The sequence below is a fragment of the Streptococcus cristatus genome, from assembly GCF_001578775.1.
In the GTDB taxonomy this organism is placed as follows: Bacteria; Bacillota; Bacilli; order Lactobacillales; family Streptococcaceae; genus Streptococcus; species Streptococcus cristatus_A.
Genome location: NZ_KQ969063.1, coordinates 46801 through 63022, shown reverse-complemented (window position 1 = coordinate 63022; position 16222 = coordinate 46801). Strand labels below are relative to the sequence as shown.

At 44.3% G+C, this 16222-nt stretch carries 9 protein-coding genes; 7 read left to right on the top strand and 2 right to left on the bottom strand.

Annotation, left to right across the window (positions count from 1 at the left end):
* From grpE to SCRDD08_RS08705, 7 genes are all read left to right on the top strand, one after another.
* The coding region (gene grpE / locus SCRDD08_RS11120) for a nucleotide exchange factor GrpE (RefSeq protein ID WP_081104295.1) at positions 1-395 on the top strand (395 nt) is incomplete at its 5' end.
* Between the two features lie 359 nt (positions 396-754).
* Complete coding sequence (gene dnaK / locus SCRDD08_RS08730; protein ID WP_061423340.1) at positions 755-2578, top strand: molecular chaperone DnaK; 1824 nt, start codon at positions 755-757, stop codon at positions 2576-2578.
* Between the two features lie 21 nt (positions 2579-2599).
* A complete protein-coding gene (locus tag SCRDD08_RS08725) occupies positions 2600-2944 on the top strand; it encodes a VOC family protein (RefSeq protein ID WP_061423339.1) in 345 nt (114 codons plus the stop codon).
* 311 nt (positions 2945-3255) lie between these two features.
* On the top strand, positions 3256-4389 hold the full coding sequence (dnaJ, locus tag SCRDD08_RS08720; RefSeq protein WP_061423338.1) for a molecular chaperone DnaJ: 1134 nt from the start codon (positions 3256-3258) through the stop codon (positions 4387-4389).
* Between the two features lie 236 nt (positions 4390-4625).
* On the top strand, positions 4626-9344 hold the full coding sequence (locus SCRDD08_RS08715) for an endo-beta-N-acetylglucosaminidase (protein ID WP_061423337.1): 4719 nt from the start codon (positions 4626-4628) through the stop codon (positions 9342-9344).
* A 417-nt stretch (positions 9345-9761) separates the two neighbouring features.
* On the top strand, positions 9762-13358 hold the full coding sequence (strH, locus tag SCRDD08_RS08710) for an LPXTG-anchored beta-N-acetylhexosaminidase StrH (RefSeq protein ID WP_061423439.1): 3597 nt from the start codon (positions 9762-9764) through the stop codon (positions 13356-13358).
* 175 nt (positions 13359-13533) lie between these two features.
* Positions 13534-13938 carry a GNAT family N-acetyltransferase gene (locus SCRDD08_RS08705; protein ID WP_061423336.1) on the top strand — a complete coding sequence of 135 codons (405 nt, stop codon included), beginning with the start codon at positions 13534-13536 and terminating at the stop codon, positions 13936-13938.
* A gap of 87 nt (positions 13939-14025) precedes the next feature.
* Here SCRDD08_RS08705 and rnjA read toward each other — a convergent pair whose 3' ends face one another.
* On the bottom strand, positions 14026-15708 hold the full coding sequence (gene rnjA, locus SCRDD08_RS08700; protein WP_061423335.1) for a ribonuclease J1: 1683 nt from the start codon (positions 15706-15708) through the stop codon (positions 14026-14028).
* Positions 15709-15711: 3 nt separating this feature from the next.
* On the bottom strand, positions 15712-15942 hold the full coding sequence (locus SCRDD08_RS08695; protein WP_061423334.1) for a DNA-dependent RNA polymerase subunit epsilon: 231 nt from the start codon (positions 15940-15942) through the stop codon (positions 15712-15714).
* Positions 15943-16222: the final 280 nt, after the last annotated feature.

Genomic DNA, 16222 nt, shown 5'->3' with positions numbered 1-16222 from the left:
ATAAATACCTTCGCGCTCATGCAGAAATGCAAAATATCCAACGTCGTGCGAATGAAGAACGTCAACTCTTGCAACGCTATCGTAGCCAAGATTTGGCAAAAGCGATTCTCCCTTCTTTGGACAACCTTGAGCGTGCGCTTGCCGTCGAAGGATTGACAGACGATGTCAAAAAAGGCTTGGAGATGGTACAAGAAAGCTTAATTCATGCCCTTAAAGAAGAAGGCATCGAAGAAATCGCAGCGGACGGAGCATTTGACCATAACTACCATATGGCCATCCAAACTCTCCCAGCAGACGATGAACATCCAGCAGATACTATCGCACAAGTCTTCCAAAAAGGCTACAAACTCCATGACCGCATTCTAAGACCAGCAATGGTGGTTGTTTATAACTAGGCAATTCTGACGGTTGCTGAAGCAACTCGTCAGAAAACGGCAATCGCTATGGCGTTTGCCTAGCCTCCTTACTAACTCGTCGTCGAAATAAAATCGATTTCGACTCCTCGTGTCGTAACATAATTGAAACCTTGTCCGAAACGACACTAAACTATGAAGAAAGATAAAATATGTTTGGCTTTGCAATAGTGAGCGAAGCGAACAAAAGACGATACTCTTCGCCGTGGCGCTATTTGCGCAAACTTTGAGACCTTAGGCTCAAAGTTTAGTCAAAGAGATTGACGAGTCAAGCTCTGACGGCGTCGCCACCTAAGAAGAGTATCAAAAAGAAAGAATATAAAATTTAAGGAGAAAAACACATGTCTAAAATTATCGGTATTGACTTAGGTACAACAAACTCAGCAGTTGCAGTTCTTGAAGGAACTGAAAGCAAAATCATCGCAAACCCAGAAGGAAACCGCACAACCCCATCTGTAGTGTCATTCAAAAACGGCGAAATCATCGTTGGTGACGCTGCAAAACGTCAAGCAGTTACAAACCCAGATACAGTTATCTCTATCAAATCTAAGATGGGAACTTCTGAAAAAGTTTCTGCAAATGGTAAAGAATACACTCCACAAGAAATCTCAGCTATGATCCTTCAATACTTGAAAGGTTACGCTGAAGATTACCTTGGTGAAAAAGTAACTAAAGCTGTTATCACAGTTCCAGCTTACTTTAACGACGCACAACGTCAAGCGACTAAAGACGCTGGTAAAATCGCTGGTCTTGAAGTAGAACGTATCGTCAACGAACCAACTGCAGCAGCTCTTGCTTATGGTTTGGACAAGACTGACAAAGAAGAAAAAATCTTGGTATTCGACCTTGGTGGTGGTACATTCGACGTCTCTATCCTTGAATTGGGTGACGGCGTCTTCGATGTATTGTCAACTGCAGGGGACAACAAACTCGGTGGTGATGACTTTGACCAAAAAATCATCGACCACTTAGTAGCAGAATTCAAGAAAGAAAACGGTATTGACTTGTCTACTGACAAGATGGCAATGCAACGTTTGAAAGATGCGGCTGAAAAAGCTAAGAAAGACCTTTCTGGTGTAACTTCAACTCAAATCAGCTTGCCATTCATCACTGCAGGTGAAGCTGGACCTCTTCACTTGGAAATGACTTTGACTCGTGCGAAATTTGACGATTTGACTCGTGACCTTGTAGAACGTACGAAAACTCCAGTTCGTCAAGCATTGTCAGATGCTGGACTTAGCTTGTCAGAAATCGACGAAGTTATCCTTGTTGGTGGTTCAACTCGTATCCCAGCCGTTGTAGAAGCTGTTAAGGCTGAAACTGGTAAAGAACCAAACAAATCAGTAAACCCTGACGAAGTTGTTGCCATGGGTGCTGCCATCCAAGGTGGTGTGATTACTGGTGATGTCAAAGACGTGGTTCTTCTTGACGTAACTCCATTGTCACTTGGTATCGAAACCATGGGCGGTGTATTTACCAAGCTGATTGACCGCAACACAACGATCCCAACCTCTAAATCACAGGTCTTCTCAACTGCGGCAGACAACCAACCAGCTGTTGATATCCACGTTCTTCAAGGTGAACGCCCAATGGCAGCAGATAACAAGACTCTTGGACGTTTCCAATTGACAGATATCCCAGCTGCACCTCGTGGAATTCCTCAAATCGAAGTAACATTTGATATCGACAAGAACGGTATCGTATCTGTTAAGGCCAAAGACCTTGGAACTCAAAAAGAACAAACAATTGTCATCCAATCTAACTCAGGTTTGACTGACGAAGAAATCGACCGCATGATGAAAGATGCAGAAGCTAACGCTGAAGCAGATAAGAAACGTAAAGAAGAAGTTGACCTTCGTAACGAAGTAGACCAAGCAATCTTTGCGACTGAAAAGACTATCAAGGAAACTGAAGGAAAAGGCTTTGACGCAGAACGCGACGCTGCTCAAGCTGCCCTTGATGAGCTTAAGAAAGCCCAAGAAGACAACAACTTGGATGAAATGAAAGCAAAACTCGAAGCATTGAACGAAAAAGCTCAAGGCCTTGCTGTTAAACTCTACGAACAAGCCGCAGCAGCCCAACAAGCTCAAGCAGGAGCAGAAGGCGCACAAGCAACAGGAAACGCAGGCGATGATGTCGTAGACGGAGAGTTTACGGAGAAGTAAACTATAAGTCAGGAGGATTTAATGAAAGTTGATGAATTAATTGCCAAACTTGAGAAAAACGGTTTAGAAATCTACCGTAAGAATAATGAACAACAAATTTCGTTGTATTATTTGGATGATATCGTTGGTAATAAATTTTTAGAAATCCATTATAGTCAAGATGATGAAATTACAAGAGTAAAATTTCATACAGATACAGTCTTTCCAACATATTTAGCATGTGTCGAGGAAAACTCAGGTGATGACGATTATTCTATAACACGACAAGTAAGGGCTGAGAATTACAGTGATGAAGACATTATTATGATTGCAGTTGCTAGCTATGACGCAGTAGAGAAAAAGTATCAGTTGAAGTATAAAAAATAAAAGAGTCATTTCAATTTAAATGGTTTAATTAATACAAATTGGAAATCCAGAGGTTGCAACCCAGCCTCTGTTTTTCGATAAAAAGGGATGAAACCTAATTTGTTTGGGGTTTGTCTTATCAATATAAAAGAAAGGAATTGAATCCGACCTAAATCGTGGTTTCATTCCGCAATATTAATAGAAAGGAACAAGGGTGTTCGTAATTGAACTCGAGCGGAAGGCTTGGAAATTAGATAAACCTCCTAAGAAATCAGGATTTCTTGTCGGTTTCCTAAATTTCAGTCGCTTTCTGTTCGCTCTTGGTATCTTAAATGAACAATACTGAATTTTATGATCGTCTGGGGGTGTCAAAAAACGCTTCGGCAGACGAGATCAAAAAGGCTTATCGTAAGCTTTCAAAAAAATATCACCCAGATATCAACAAGGAGCCTGGCGCTGAGGAAAAATATAAGGAAGTTCAAGAGGCTTATGAAACGTTGAGCGATGAGCAAAAGCGGGCTGCCTATGACCAATATGGTGCGGCGGGTGCCAATGGTGGCTTTGGCGGCGGTGCAGGCGGCTTCGGAGGCTTTGATGGCTCTGGTTTTGGTGGCTTCGAAGATATCTTTTCTAGCTTCTTTGGCGGTGGCACGACTCGTAATCCAAACGCTCCGCGTCAAGGAGACGATCTCCAGTATCGGGTAAATCTCCGCTTTGAAGAGGCTATTTTCGGTACAGAAAAAGAAGTTAAATACAATCGTGAAGCTAGCTGTCGGACTTGTCATGGTTCAGGTGCTAAGCCAGGAACTAGCCCAGTAACTTGTGGCCGCTGTCACGGCTCTGGTGTTATTAACGTCGATACTCAGACACCACTAGGTATGATGCGTCGTCAAGTAACCTGTGATGTCTGTCATGGTCGCGGACAAGAAATCAAAAGTCCATGCGAAACCTGTCATGGAACAGGACATGAAAAGCAAGCGCATAGCGTTCATGTAAAAATCCCCGCTGGTGTGGAAACAGGTCAACGAGTTCGCTTGGCGGGTCAAGGTGAGGCAGGCTTTAACGGCGGTCCTTACGGAGACTTGTATGTAGTGGTGAACGTTGAGCCAAGCGATAAATTTGAGCGTGACGGTTCTATCATTTACTACAAGCTCAACCTCAACTTTGTGCAAGCAGCTCTGGGCGACAGTGTGGAAATCCCAACTGTGCATGGAAATGTTGAATTGACAATTCCAGAGGGAACCCAGACTGGCAAACGTTTCCGTCTGCGTGGCAAGGGAGCACCAAATCTGCGCGATGGAAGTGTAGGTGACCAATATGTCACTGTCAATGTCGTAACGCCAACAGGTCTCAATGACCGTCAAAAGGCGGCTCTTAAGGATTTTGCGGCGGCTGGAGACATCACAGTGAGCCCTAAGAAGAAAGGCTTCTTTGATAAGATGAAAGATGTCTTTGAAGGGGAATAAAGAAGGAAAAGAGAGACTATCTCTCTTTTTTTGTACTATTTTTAGAGATTTAATCTCTATTTATAGGACAAGATAGAATGAATTGACAAGGCAAGCTCGCACAAGGTAGAATGATTTTAAGTGAATCTTTCTTTTTTTATGCAAAAATGTAAGCGATTACCTTTCGGGTATAAGCGACCAGGGAGGAGGCAGCAAGTGCACGAAAAAAGAAAAGAAGAGAAGGAGTTAAGGTAAAAATGCAATTTGACAAGAAACAAAGATTTAGTATCCGTAAGTTGAGTTTAGGCGTTTGCTCTGTTTTGGTCGGAATAGCGCTGTTTGGGGCTGGTCATGCTTTAGCAGATGAAAATAGCTCAGCAGTATCACAAGCTATTACTAGCGTCCTTGCAAAGGAGGAAGCTCGGACGGAAGTGGCAACTGAAGAGACGAAAGTCAGTGCAGCACCTGTCGAGGCTGTCCAAGCTCTAGCGACAGAAACTGAAAAGCCAGCTCTTGCCTCTGAAGTTCCAGTAGCTGAGAGCAAGGAAGTGACGGTTGGCAATGAAAAAGAAGCCAAGGAAGAAGCACCTGCCAGCAAAGAGACAAAAGTCGTAGAGGACTTACCAAGCCAAGAAGATAAAAAGCTCAAACCGAAAGAAATCAAGTTTGATACTTGGCAAGAATTGCTTGACTGGAAGCCGGGAGCTCGTGAAGATGATGAAATAAACCGGGCTAGCGTGCCTCTGGCTGAGCGTTATCAGGGACACCAAATCAACCAACAAGCTAATCCAGAAGCGAAAGTACAGGCTCTGTCCAATATGAACTCTAAAGCCAAGGATCATGCTTCCATTGGAGGCGAGGAATTCAAGGCCTATGCTTTCGATTACTGGCAATATTTGCATTCTATGGTGTACTGGGATGGTTTAGTTCCGACGCCAGATGTTATTGATGCAGCCCATAGAAATGGTGTGCCAATCTACGGGACCCTCTTCTTCAATTGGTCGTCAAGCGCTAAGGATCAAGAACGTTTCGCAGAAGCCTTAAAAGAAGATTCTGAAGGCTCGAAGACTTTCCCAATTGCTCGTAAATTAGTCGAATTGGCTAAATATTATGGCTATGATGGCTATTTTATTAACCAAGAAACGACAGGTAGCCAAGTAGAGCCACTCGGTCCAAAAATGCGTGACTTCTTGCTTTATACCAAAGAGTACGCACGTTCGTTGAATTACCCCGTTAAATATTCTTGGTATGATGCTATGACCTACGAATATGGTCGTTACCATGAAAATGCCCTTGGTGAATATAATTATCAATTTATGCAGCCTAAAGATGGAGAAAATCCTGTGGACACTTTCTTTGCCAACTTTAACTGGGGCAAGGCAGAGACAGACTACTCCATCAGCACGGCAAAATGGATCAAACGGGATCCTTACGATGTTTTGGCGGGGATAGAGCTGCAAAAGGGTGGTTCTTACAAGACAAATGTGGACTGGGATGCGATTTTGGACGAAAATGGCAAACTTCGTCTGTCTCTAGGTCTGTATGCGCCTGATACGATCACTGGTCTAGGTAAGACAGGTGAGGGCTACCATACTCATGAAAACTATTTCTGGACAGGCTTCCAAGGCGATCCTAGTAAGGGTAAACCAGCAGACCAATCTTGGTATGGAATGTCCAACTTGGTGGTTGATAAGACAGCTATCACCAAGCCTGATTTTAATACTTCCTTTAATACAGGACACGGAAAACGTTGGTTTGTAGACGGGAAAGTCTCAAAAGATGGCGAGTGGAACTATCGTTCTGTGTCTGGTTTCTTGCCAACTTGGCGCTGGTGGATTCGGCATGCGGAAGGCAGTGCACCACTCAAAGGACGCTATGACTTTGACGAAGCCTACAACGGAGGAAATTCACTGGCTTTTGAGGGCGACTTGGCTGCAAATAGCAACCAAAATGTCATGCTCTACTCGACCAAGATTCCAGTTAGTGACAAGACCAAGCTGACCTTGACCCACAAGGGTGGCCAAGGAACAAGCACTTGGGTGGCTCTTGCGACGAAGCCAGACTATTCTGAGTACGAGTGGAAAGAGCTCAGTCCGAGCAAGGACTGGAAGACAGAGACCTTTGACTTATCTTCATTAGCAGGTAAAACCATTTATGGCGTGAAAATGTACTTCGACCATGATAAGGATGTCAAGGACTATAAGTTTAACCTAGGTCAATTGTCTATCTATGCCAATCAAGACAAGCCAGCTGCACCAAAAGATGTGGTGGTCAAGGCTAAGCGTCTTCAAAATGCGCAGGAAGCAGAGGCCTTGCTGCAGTTTAAAGGCAGTGCAGATGCGGATTACTACGAAATCTACGAAAAAGACGGCGACCAGTGGCGTTTGGTGACAGGAACCTCTAGCACATCCGCTTATTTGGCTAAAGTGAGCCGTTCAGCTAATGCCAAGGGCAGCAAGCAAGAGTTGAAAGTCGTTGCAGTAGGAAAGAATGGTTTGCGTTCAGATGCTGGGACAGTTGACTTTGACTGGGGGATGCAGGTTTCTGATACAAGCTTGCCAAAACCTTTGGCAGAAAATGTGGTGTTGGGTGCAAAAGTAATTGGTACAACTTTCTCTGATGCGGATGGTAGCGAAGGCGTCGAAGGAATGCTGAATGGCACCATTACCAGTTTGTCAGACAAGTGGTCTTCCGCCCAACTTAGTGGTACGGTAGATATTCGTTTGACTCAGCCTCGGACAGTGACTCGCTGGGTTATGGAGCATGCTGGTGCAGGCGGAGAGTCTGTTGACGACGGCAAGATGAATACACGCGACTTTGACCTGTATTATAAGGATGAGGCAGGCGAGTGGAAATTAGCCAAGGCCGTTCGTGGCAATAAAGACCATGTGTCTGATATCGTTTTGGATAAGCCAATTCGAGCACAAGACTGGCGTTTGGATGTCATTACAGCTGACAATGGAACTCCGTGGCGGGCAATCCGAATCTACAACTGGAAGATGTATGAAAGCTTGGATACTGAAACAGCTAACGTGCCGATGAAAGATGCTGCTGCGCGTGTTCTTGGAAATGGACATGTTCAAGTAGGCTTCAAAGATGTGCCAGCTAAGACGACAGTATCCCTCTATGACAGTAGCGATGCGACAAAACCGATTGCAACGATGACCGCGGATAAAGACGGTAATCTCATCTTCAAACCACTTGCTTTTGCTAAACTGCCTAGCCTATTGTATTACCGCTCACAAGTAGCTGGTAAGGATATTAGTAATGTACTAGCTATTGAAGTGCCTAAAGAAGATAAGGAAATTTCGAAGGTTGATCTTGAAACAGCACCAGAAAGAAAAGTCTATCGTCAAGGGGATGCTCTGTCTCTGAAAGGTGGTACAATTCGTGTCAGCTTTAAGGATGGCCAGCCAGACCAATTGGTTCAGCTTTCAAACAGTGGGGTGGAAGTGACGGGCTATGATCCATCTAAGCTAGGAGAGCAGCATTTGCAACTGTCCTATCTGGGACAAAAACTGGATCAAGTGCTGACAGTCTTTGTCGTTAGTCATAGCGAAGCGGGCGAAAAGACTCCTGTAGGCCTAGAATTGATCGAAAAACCTAAGACAGAATATATCGTGGGAGAAAGCCTTGAGACTACAGGAGGACGTTTCCGCCTGGTCTTTGATGATGAAACGACCGAAGAGCATACTTTTGATGAAGCAGGTGTGCAAGTTTCAGGCTATGATAGTCACAAAGAAGGCCGTCAAACTATTTTAGTTAGCTATCGTGGTGTGACAACAACGTATGATGTGTTTGTATCACCAAAACCAGCCTTGAACGATGAATATCTGAAGCAAAAGCTAGCAGAAACAGCGAGTGTTCAAAACAAGGTTGACTTCAGCTTTGCGACTCCAGAAGTCAAAGAAGCCTTGCTCAAGGAAATCGCATCTGCTGAGCAGATTCTAAAAGACCATGATACAAGCACACAAGACCAAGTCGATGAAAGTCTAGCAAAACTGACTCAAGCATTTAAGGCTCTGGACGGACGCAAGAATTTTGCGGACAAGACAGCTGAATTAGATACTTTGAGTAAAGAAGCGCAGACCTTGCTCGAACAAAAACCAAACCATCCTTCAGGCGATGCCCTCCTCAGCCTGTTGAGCAAGAATAAAGACTTGTTGGCTTCAGCCGAAGTGACACCAGCTTCACTTGAAACCGCCAGGGCCTCTCTGCAAGCCCTCATTGCCCAGCTTCAGGAAGATAAGCCAGCTGTATTTGTGGATGAATCTACGGGTGTGGAAGTTCAATTCTCAAACAAGGAGTCAACTCCAATCAAGGGCTTGAAAGTAGCAGTTGTTGAGCCAAATGCTGCTGAAAAAGAAGCCTTGGGTGGCAGACTTGGTAAGGTTTATGATGTGGCAGGAGTGGACAAAGACGGGCATGACGTTGCTGCTCAGCACACTAGTCTGGTTAAAATCCCTGTAGAAGCTGGCAAGGAAGTCGAGCAAGTTCTTTCCTTTGTAGACAATCAGCCAGGTCAGCCTCTTGACTTTGAGCGTGTCGGTGATACAATTGTCTTCACAGCGTCTCACCTTGCTCACTATGCTGTGATTTACAAGGCTGAAAAGAGTGATTTGCCAGGACAAGATAAACCAGCCGAAACTCCGAAACCAAGTCAACCACAGGGACCAGAAACTAATCAGCCAGCAGGGGAAAATAAACCAGCAACTGAAGGACAAAAACCAGAGCTAGATCAAACGAAACCAAGTGCTGAAGCTGAAAAATCTGGAACAAGTCAGGAAGTGCAAGAGCCACTGGCACATTCTAAGGAATCAGGCTTGGTAACAGCTTCACCAGAGCAAGCAGAGGCTCCTAAGGCAACTCAACTGCCGAAGACAGGTACATCAACCAGCCTTTTGGTTGCTGCATCAGGACTTTTATCCCTCGTTGCTAGCTGGCTTCTATTCACACGAAAAAAAGAAGACCAATAATTTAGTGCTTTTGCCCAGTTTAGAAAAGTAAGCTAGACAAATCGTTAATCTTAGATTAAGTTAAATGCTCTTGCTCTGACAGAAAGTTAGAATTTCCTCTCAGCAACAGCAGTAGGATAATTTAATCAAAAACTCGGAGAAGACTATTTAGTCTTCTCTTTTTTAATTTTGGCGGCTTATCTAGCTTGCTTCAGGCTTTCAAACGAGATGAATAGAGCAAAATGGCTCGATTGTTTTGACATCTGTTTTAGTAACAATTTGCCTTATAAAAATATGGCTCTAGATTTAATCTATTTGTCATTTAACTATAGAATCTTGCGGAGACATTATTGATGAAAGGTGGGGGATAAACTATAATAGAAGAAAAAAGAAATCGCTTACATAATAAAGCGGAACATTTCAAAAGGAGATTTTATGATGATCTTTAATAGAAAGCAACGTTTTTCTATTCGGAAACTTTCAATCGGGGCAGCATCTGTCCTAGTCGGCTTTTGTTTGGCAGGGCAAGTCGTTTCAGCTGACGAGGTACAAGCAGCGCCTACAAGTCTTGTTGCTACGACAGGATCAGCTCTAGCCAGTGCAGGAGAAGGAGTGCAGGAAGTTGCTCCTGTGGAAGCCCAGGCTAGCAGCGAGGCCTTGCCAGAAGTAGTTGTTAAAAATAGTGAGGAAGTTAAGTCTCAAGCTGTGGCAGCAGAGGCTCCAGCAGAAAAACCAGTAACAGAGGAGCCAAAACTAGATACAGTCGCTGAAAAATCAGTGAATACAACAGAAAGTGCTTCTACGAATTCTGATGAGTTTAAGGCCACCCTGCCTAGTGAAACTCCTAAAACGGAGAAAGCTAGTCAGGTCGATGAAAAGCTGGCTATGCGGAAAATGGTTTCGATTGATGCAGGCCGTAAGTATTTTAGCCCTGAGCAGCTGAAGGAAATCGTAGACAAGGCGAAACGCTTTGGCTTCACGGACATGCATTTGCTGGTGGGGAATGATGGTCTACGCTTCCAATTGGATGATATGTCCTTGACCGTCGGTGATAAAACTTATGCCAGCGAGGATGTCAAGAAAGCCATTGAAAAGGGAACCAATGCTTATTATAATGATCCAAATGGCAATCACTTGACGCAAGCTCAAATGACAGACTTGATTGACTATGCTAAAAAGCAAGGTATCGGTCTCGTTCCGACCATCAATAGCCCTGGTCACATGGATGCTATCTTGCATGCTATGAAGGAGTTGGGCATTCAAAATCCAAACTTTAACTACTTTGGCACGGAATCTGCACGGACAGTTGACTTGAACAATCAGACAGCTATTGATTTCACCAAGGCTTTGATTGACAAATATGCAGGCTATTTTGCAGGGAAGACGGACATTTTCAATATTGGTTTGGACGAGTATGCCAATGATGCGACTAATGCTAAGGGCTGGCAGGTTCTGCAGGCAGACAAGTACTATCCAGGAGAAGGTTATCCAGAAAAGGGCTACGAAAAATTCATCACTTATGCCAATGACCTAGCTAAAATTGTTAAGAGTCATGGCTTGAAGCCAATGGCCTTTAATGACGGTATTTACTATAATTCTGACCAAACTTTCGGCGAGTTTGACAAGGATATTATTGTTTCTTACTGGACTGGTGGCTGGGGTGGCTATGATGTAGCTTCTTCTAAGCTCTTGTATGAAAAAGGCCATCAAATCTTGAATACCAATGATGCTTGGTATTATGTCTTGGGACGCAACGCGGATGGCCAAGGCTGGTACAATTTGGATCAAGGCTTGAAAGGAATTGCCTCCACTCCAATTACCAGCGTTCCTAAATCAGAAGGGGCAGATATTCCGATTATGGGAGGCATGGTAGCTGCTTGGGCTGATGAGCCTTCTGCTCGTTTTTCTGCATCTCGACTCTATAAATTGATGCGCCGTTTTGCGGATCGCAATGCAGAATATTTTGCGGCTAATTACCAAGATGCAGCTGCAGAGTTAGAAGCTATTCCAAGTGACTTGGCAGCTAAATATACAGAGGAAAGTATTGCTCGACTCAAGGAAGCTGAAAAAGCGGTCAGAGCCTTGGATGAAAACCTGAGCCGCGCGCAACAAGACACCATCAATCAGGCTGTTGCAGAGCTAAAAGCAGCCCGTGAAAATCTAACACCAACAGAAGCTTACCAAAAGATTTTGGACAAGCAAGCAGCCCGTGAAAAAGTGGCTAAGAACAAGGTCATTTCCATTGATGCAGGCCGTAAATACTTCTCGCTAGATCAGCTCAAGAGAATTGTCGACAAGGCTAGTGAGTTGGGCTACTCTGATGTGCACTTGCTGGTCGGAAATGACGGTATGCGCTTCATGCTGGATGATATGACCATTAAAGTCAATGGGAAGACTTACCAGAGTGACCAAGTCAAGGAAGCTATCACTGAAGGTACTAAGTCCTACTACGATGATCCAAATGGAAATGCTCTGAGCCAGAAAGAAATGGATGAGTTGATCAGCTATGCCAGACAAAAGGGCATCGGGGTGATTCCAGCGCTCAATAGCCCTGGTCACATGGATGCTCTTCTAGTGGCTATGGAAAAATTAGGCATTCAGAATCCGCAGGCTTATTTTGACAACCTTTCTAAGACCACTATGGACTTGGAAAATGAAGAGGCAAAAGCCTTCACCAAGGCCTTGATTGGCAAATACATGGATTACTTTGCAGGAAAATCAAAGATTTTCAACTATGGTACAGATGAGTATGCTAACGATGCGACCAATGCACAGGGTTGGTATTATCTGAAATACTACAACCTCTATGGTAAGTTCGCAGAATATGCCAACACGCTTGCTGCTATGGCTAAAGAGCGAGGTCTTCAGCCAATGGCCTTCAACGATGGCTTCTACTACGAAGACAAGGATGATGTTGAGTTTGACAAGGATGTCTTGATCTCTTACTGGTCTAAGGGATGGTGGGGTTACAACCTTGCATCGCCTCAGTATCTAGCAAGCAAGGGCTATAAATTCCTCAATACCAATGGGGACTGGTACTATATCTTAGGGCAAAAACCTGAAGATGGTGGAGGTTTCTTACAGAAAGCGCTTGAAAATACTGAAAAGACACCATTTAACCAACTAGCGTCTACCAAGTATCCAGAAGTATCTTTCCCAACAGTCGGTAGCATGCTTGCTATCTGGGCAGATAGACCGCAGGCTGAGTACAAGGAAGAAGAGATTTTTAAATTGATGACAGCATTTGCTGATCACAATAAAGATTATTTCAAGGCCAACTATGAGTCTGTCCGAGATGAATTGGCCAAGGTTCCTAGCGATTTGAGCATCTATACGCCAGAGTCTGTTGCTAGTCTGAAGGCTACCCAAAATGATATTGACTGGGAATTGAATCGGAATAAACAGGCTGAGGTAGATAAACTGGTCGCTAAACTTCAAGCTGCGCGTGAAAATCTGAAGCCACTTAGCCACAATGGCAGCACAGCTCAGGATGAGAAAGCTGCTTTAGTTGAAGATAAGCCATATCTGGATATCCAAACAGAAGAGCTTGCTTTTGAGACAAAAGAAATATTGAATCCAGATCTTGAAAAAGGCCAACGAAAAGTTGTTCAAACAGGAAGCAAGGGCGAAAAAATGAATCTGGTGGAAGTTTCTGCGCTGGATGGCAGCCGAAAGGTTGTTGAGTCTTCCGTTTCTAAAGCACCAGTGGATGAGCTGGTAGAAGTGGGCACTAAGGAAACGAAATCTAGTCTTGGTCAAATCGAAGTGCCGATCGTTCAACCTGCTCCATCAGTGACTCCTCTTGTCAAAGATAAGCCAGCTGAGTGCCCAGTAACCCCAGCAACTCCAACTGATTCAGCGTCTTCAGCAGAGCAGAAAGTAGCTGAAACAAGGGTTGCTAAATCTTCAGAGGCTGCTGTTGCTAAAGCCGCTAAACTTCCTCAAACTGGAACATCATCAGCTTGGGCGATGACTTTACTAGGCACTGCCTTGGGCTTCCTTGGCTTAGCTGGAAGCAAGAAAAAAGAAGAATAATCCTTATGAGGGATTATCTATGATCTACCTCCTTTAGAGAAAGTCGATCCAGCACATTGATCTACCATTCGGGCTTGGCGTGTTAATAGCTGAGCCCGATTGTACTTGGTTTGACAAGTAGGATTTTCCTATACCAGTGTAGGGAAATGCGATAAGGATTCTGAAAGGAGCAAAAATGACAGAATTTCAAGACTTTATCGAGCAAGTTTTCAAGGAGCAATATGAGGCTTCTTTTGGTCCAGATATGCTTGAAAAACTTGAGCCTAAGGATTATTATCTGACACGGGAAGAGGAAGGAAACTTAATCGCCTTGCTCCATGCCCAGCAGGTGTTGGAAAACATCCATATCAAGGCCTTAGTGGTAGATAAGGAACATCAGAAAAAGGGCTTGGGAGCTAGTCTGCTGGCAGAATTAGAAGAAGAGGCTACAGAAGCTGGAGTAACTAGCATTACCTTGTCCACTAAATCTTATCAGGCCAGGGATTTTTACGTCAAGCAAGGTTATGAAATCTATGCCAGCCTGGAAGATGTACCACAAAAGGGCATTACCAAATATCATTTTATCAAGTGGTTAAAGTGAGCTATTCTCAATAGATAGAAGTCAATTGGCAATCACCATTAAAGTTTACAAAAAATAAGCCTTGCTAAATCTAGCAAAGCTTATTTTTTAGTTGTCTCCGTCAGGTGTAAGCACCATCGGAATGATAATCGGTTCGCGCTCAGTGCTTTCGTAGAGGAAAGGACGCAAGGCGTTGACGATAGCGCCGCTGACAGATTGGACGCTGGCATCTTTATTCTTAAGGGCAATGCGAATGGCATTGAAGAGGATGCGCTGGCTTTGGCGGATGAGGTCACCTGATTCGCGCATGTAGATAAAGCCACGGCTGAGAATATCTGGACCAGCTAAGATCATCTTGGACTCAAAGTCAACTGTTGCGACAGCCAGTACCACACCGTCCTCTGACAGGTCTTTGCGGTCGCGCAGGACTGCAGCTCCGATTTCACCAATGCGGTTCCCATCAACATAAATATCCTGAGCGTTGAAGCTGCCGGCAATACGAGCTGAGTCAGCTGTCAGAGCCAGCACATCACCATTGCTCATGATGAAGATATTGTCTTTTGGTACTCCGGTATCAACGGCTAGACCTGCATGGACTTTTTGCATACGGTATTCACCATGGACTGGCATGAAATATTTTGGCTTGATCAAGCGAAGCATGAGTTTCTGTTCTTGTTGGCCACCGTGCCCAGAGGTGTGGATGTTGTTAATCTTACCGTGAATCACTTCGACGCCAGCTTCGGAAATGATGTTGATCAGCTTGTTGACGCTAGTGGTGTTTCCAGGGATTGGGCTAGATGAGAAGATGACCGTATCTCCAGGTTGCAGTTGCACCTGACGGTGGGTACCATTAGCAATCCGAGACAGTGCTGCCATCGGCTCACCCTGACTTCCGGTACACATAATCAGCACTTCACCAGCTGGATAGTCCTTGAGTTCATTTGGCTCGATGAAGGTATCTTTGGGAACCTTGATATAGCCCAGCTCAATCCCGTTGACAATGGCCTTTTCCATAGAGCGGCCAAAGACCGCAATTTTACGCCCTGTCTTGACAGCAGCTTCTGCTGCCTGCTGGAGCCGGAAGATGTTTGAAGCAAAGGAAGCAAAAATAATCCGTCCATGAATGCCTTCGATGATCTTCATGATAGACTGCCCAACCACTTTTTCAGAATTGGTAAAGGTCGGAACTTCAGCATTGGTCGAGTCTGATAAGAGGCAGAGAACGCCTTCCTCGCCCAGAGCAGCCATACGGTGCAAGTCTGCCGGCTCACCGACTGGAGTAAAGTCAAACTTGAAGTCACCTGTACAGACAATCTTACCCTGCGGCGTATGGATGACAATTCCCAAAGGTTCTGGGATAGAGTGGGTTGTCCGGAAGAAAGTAGCTTTCAGATGCTTGAACTGCAGTTCTGTGTTTTGATTGATTTCATAGAGTTTGGCATCGCGCAAAAGTCCATGCTCTTCTAGCTTGCCTCGAATGAGGGCCAAGGCCAAAGGACCAGCATAGATAGGAACATTGGCTTGCTTGAGCAGGAAAGGAATACCGCCGATATGGTCCTCGTGCCCGTGGGTGATGAGGACAGCTTTTACGCGGTCAATATTTTCTACGATATAAGAGTAGTCGGGGATAACATAGTCGATACCCAAGAGGTCGTCTTCTGGAAATTTAATCCCAGCATCGACAATGATAATCTCATCTTGATACTCAATTCCGTAGGTGTTTTTACCGATTTCGCCGAGACCGCCGATGGCGAAAACACCAACTTCTTCTTTCTTTAAGTTATATGCCATAGCTTACAACTCCGTCAATTTGAAGGCGCCTGACTCTTTTTCGTATTCCAAATGTTTGTCAGACAAGAGTTCGATAAATTCGATATTGTAAGGAGTCTTTTCTTCGACTAATTTGCGGGCTTTGATGCGGCCTTCTAATTCATTGGCAGCCTCTACTTCTAAGTAAAGGGCACGTGTTTGTTCACGGCGTGGGCTGCGTTCTTTTGTTTCTTGATAAAAAACTTTGTAAATCATTTTATTTCCTTCCATTTTTCACGATCAAGCTACAGAAAACGACAGCTAATCAGCTGTTTTCTTTTATTCAGTTTTATGAGTAGTAGATTGACCTTGATTCGATATAATTCTAACCAATTATATCATAAAACCAGCTTTTAGTAAAAGACATAGCCGAGAAAATCTTGTGGAGATTTTCAGAAAAGCTTTTGAGGACAATCTGGGTCATCAAATGACTGCCTCTCTCTACCCTTGTCGCTGCTTTTGTAGTATAATAAGAAGCAAACACTCGAGTAAGGAA

Coding starts and splice junctions, on each gene's coding strand:
- dnaK (WP_061423340.1), top strand. CDS start 755: ATGTCTAAAATTATCGGTATTGACTTAGGTACAACAAACTCAGCAGTT.
- SCRDD08_RS08725 (WP_061423339.1), top strand. CDS start 2,600: ATGAAAGTTGATGAATTAATTGCCAAACTTGAGAAAAACGGTTTAGAA.
- dnaJ (WP_061423338.1), top strand. CDS start 3,256: ATGAACAATACTGAATTTTATGATCGTCTGGGGGTGTCAAAAAACGCT.
- SCRDD08_RS08715 (WP_061423337.1), top strand. CDS start 4,626: ATGCAATTTGACAAGAAACAAAGATTTAGTATCCGTAAGTTGAGTTTA.
- strH (WP_061423439.1), top strand. CDS start 9,762: ATGATCTTTAATAGAAAGCAACGTTTTTCTATTCGGAAACTTTCAATC.
- SCRDD08_RS08705 (WP_061423336.1), top strand. CDS start 13,534: ATGACAGAATTTCAAGACTTTATCGAGCAAGTTTTCAAGGAGCAATAT.
- rnjA (WP_061423335.1), bottom strand. CDS start 15,708: ATGGCATATAACTTAAAGAAAGAAGAAGTTGGTGTTTTCGCCATCGGC.
- SCRDD08_RS08695 (WP_061423334.1), bottom strand. CDS start 15,942: ATGATTTACAAAGTTTTTTATCAAGAAACAAAAGAACGCAGCCCACGC.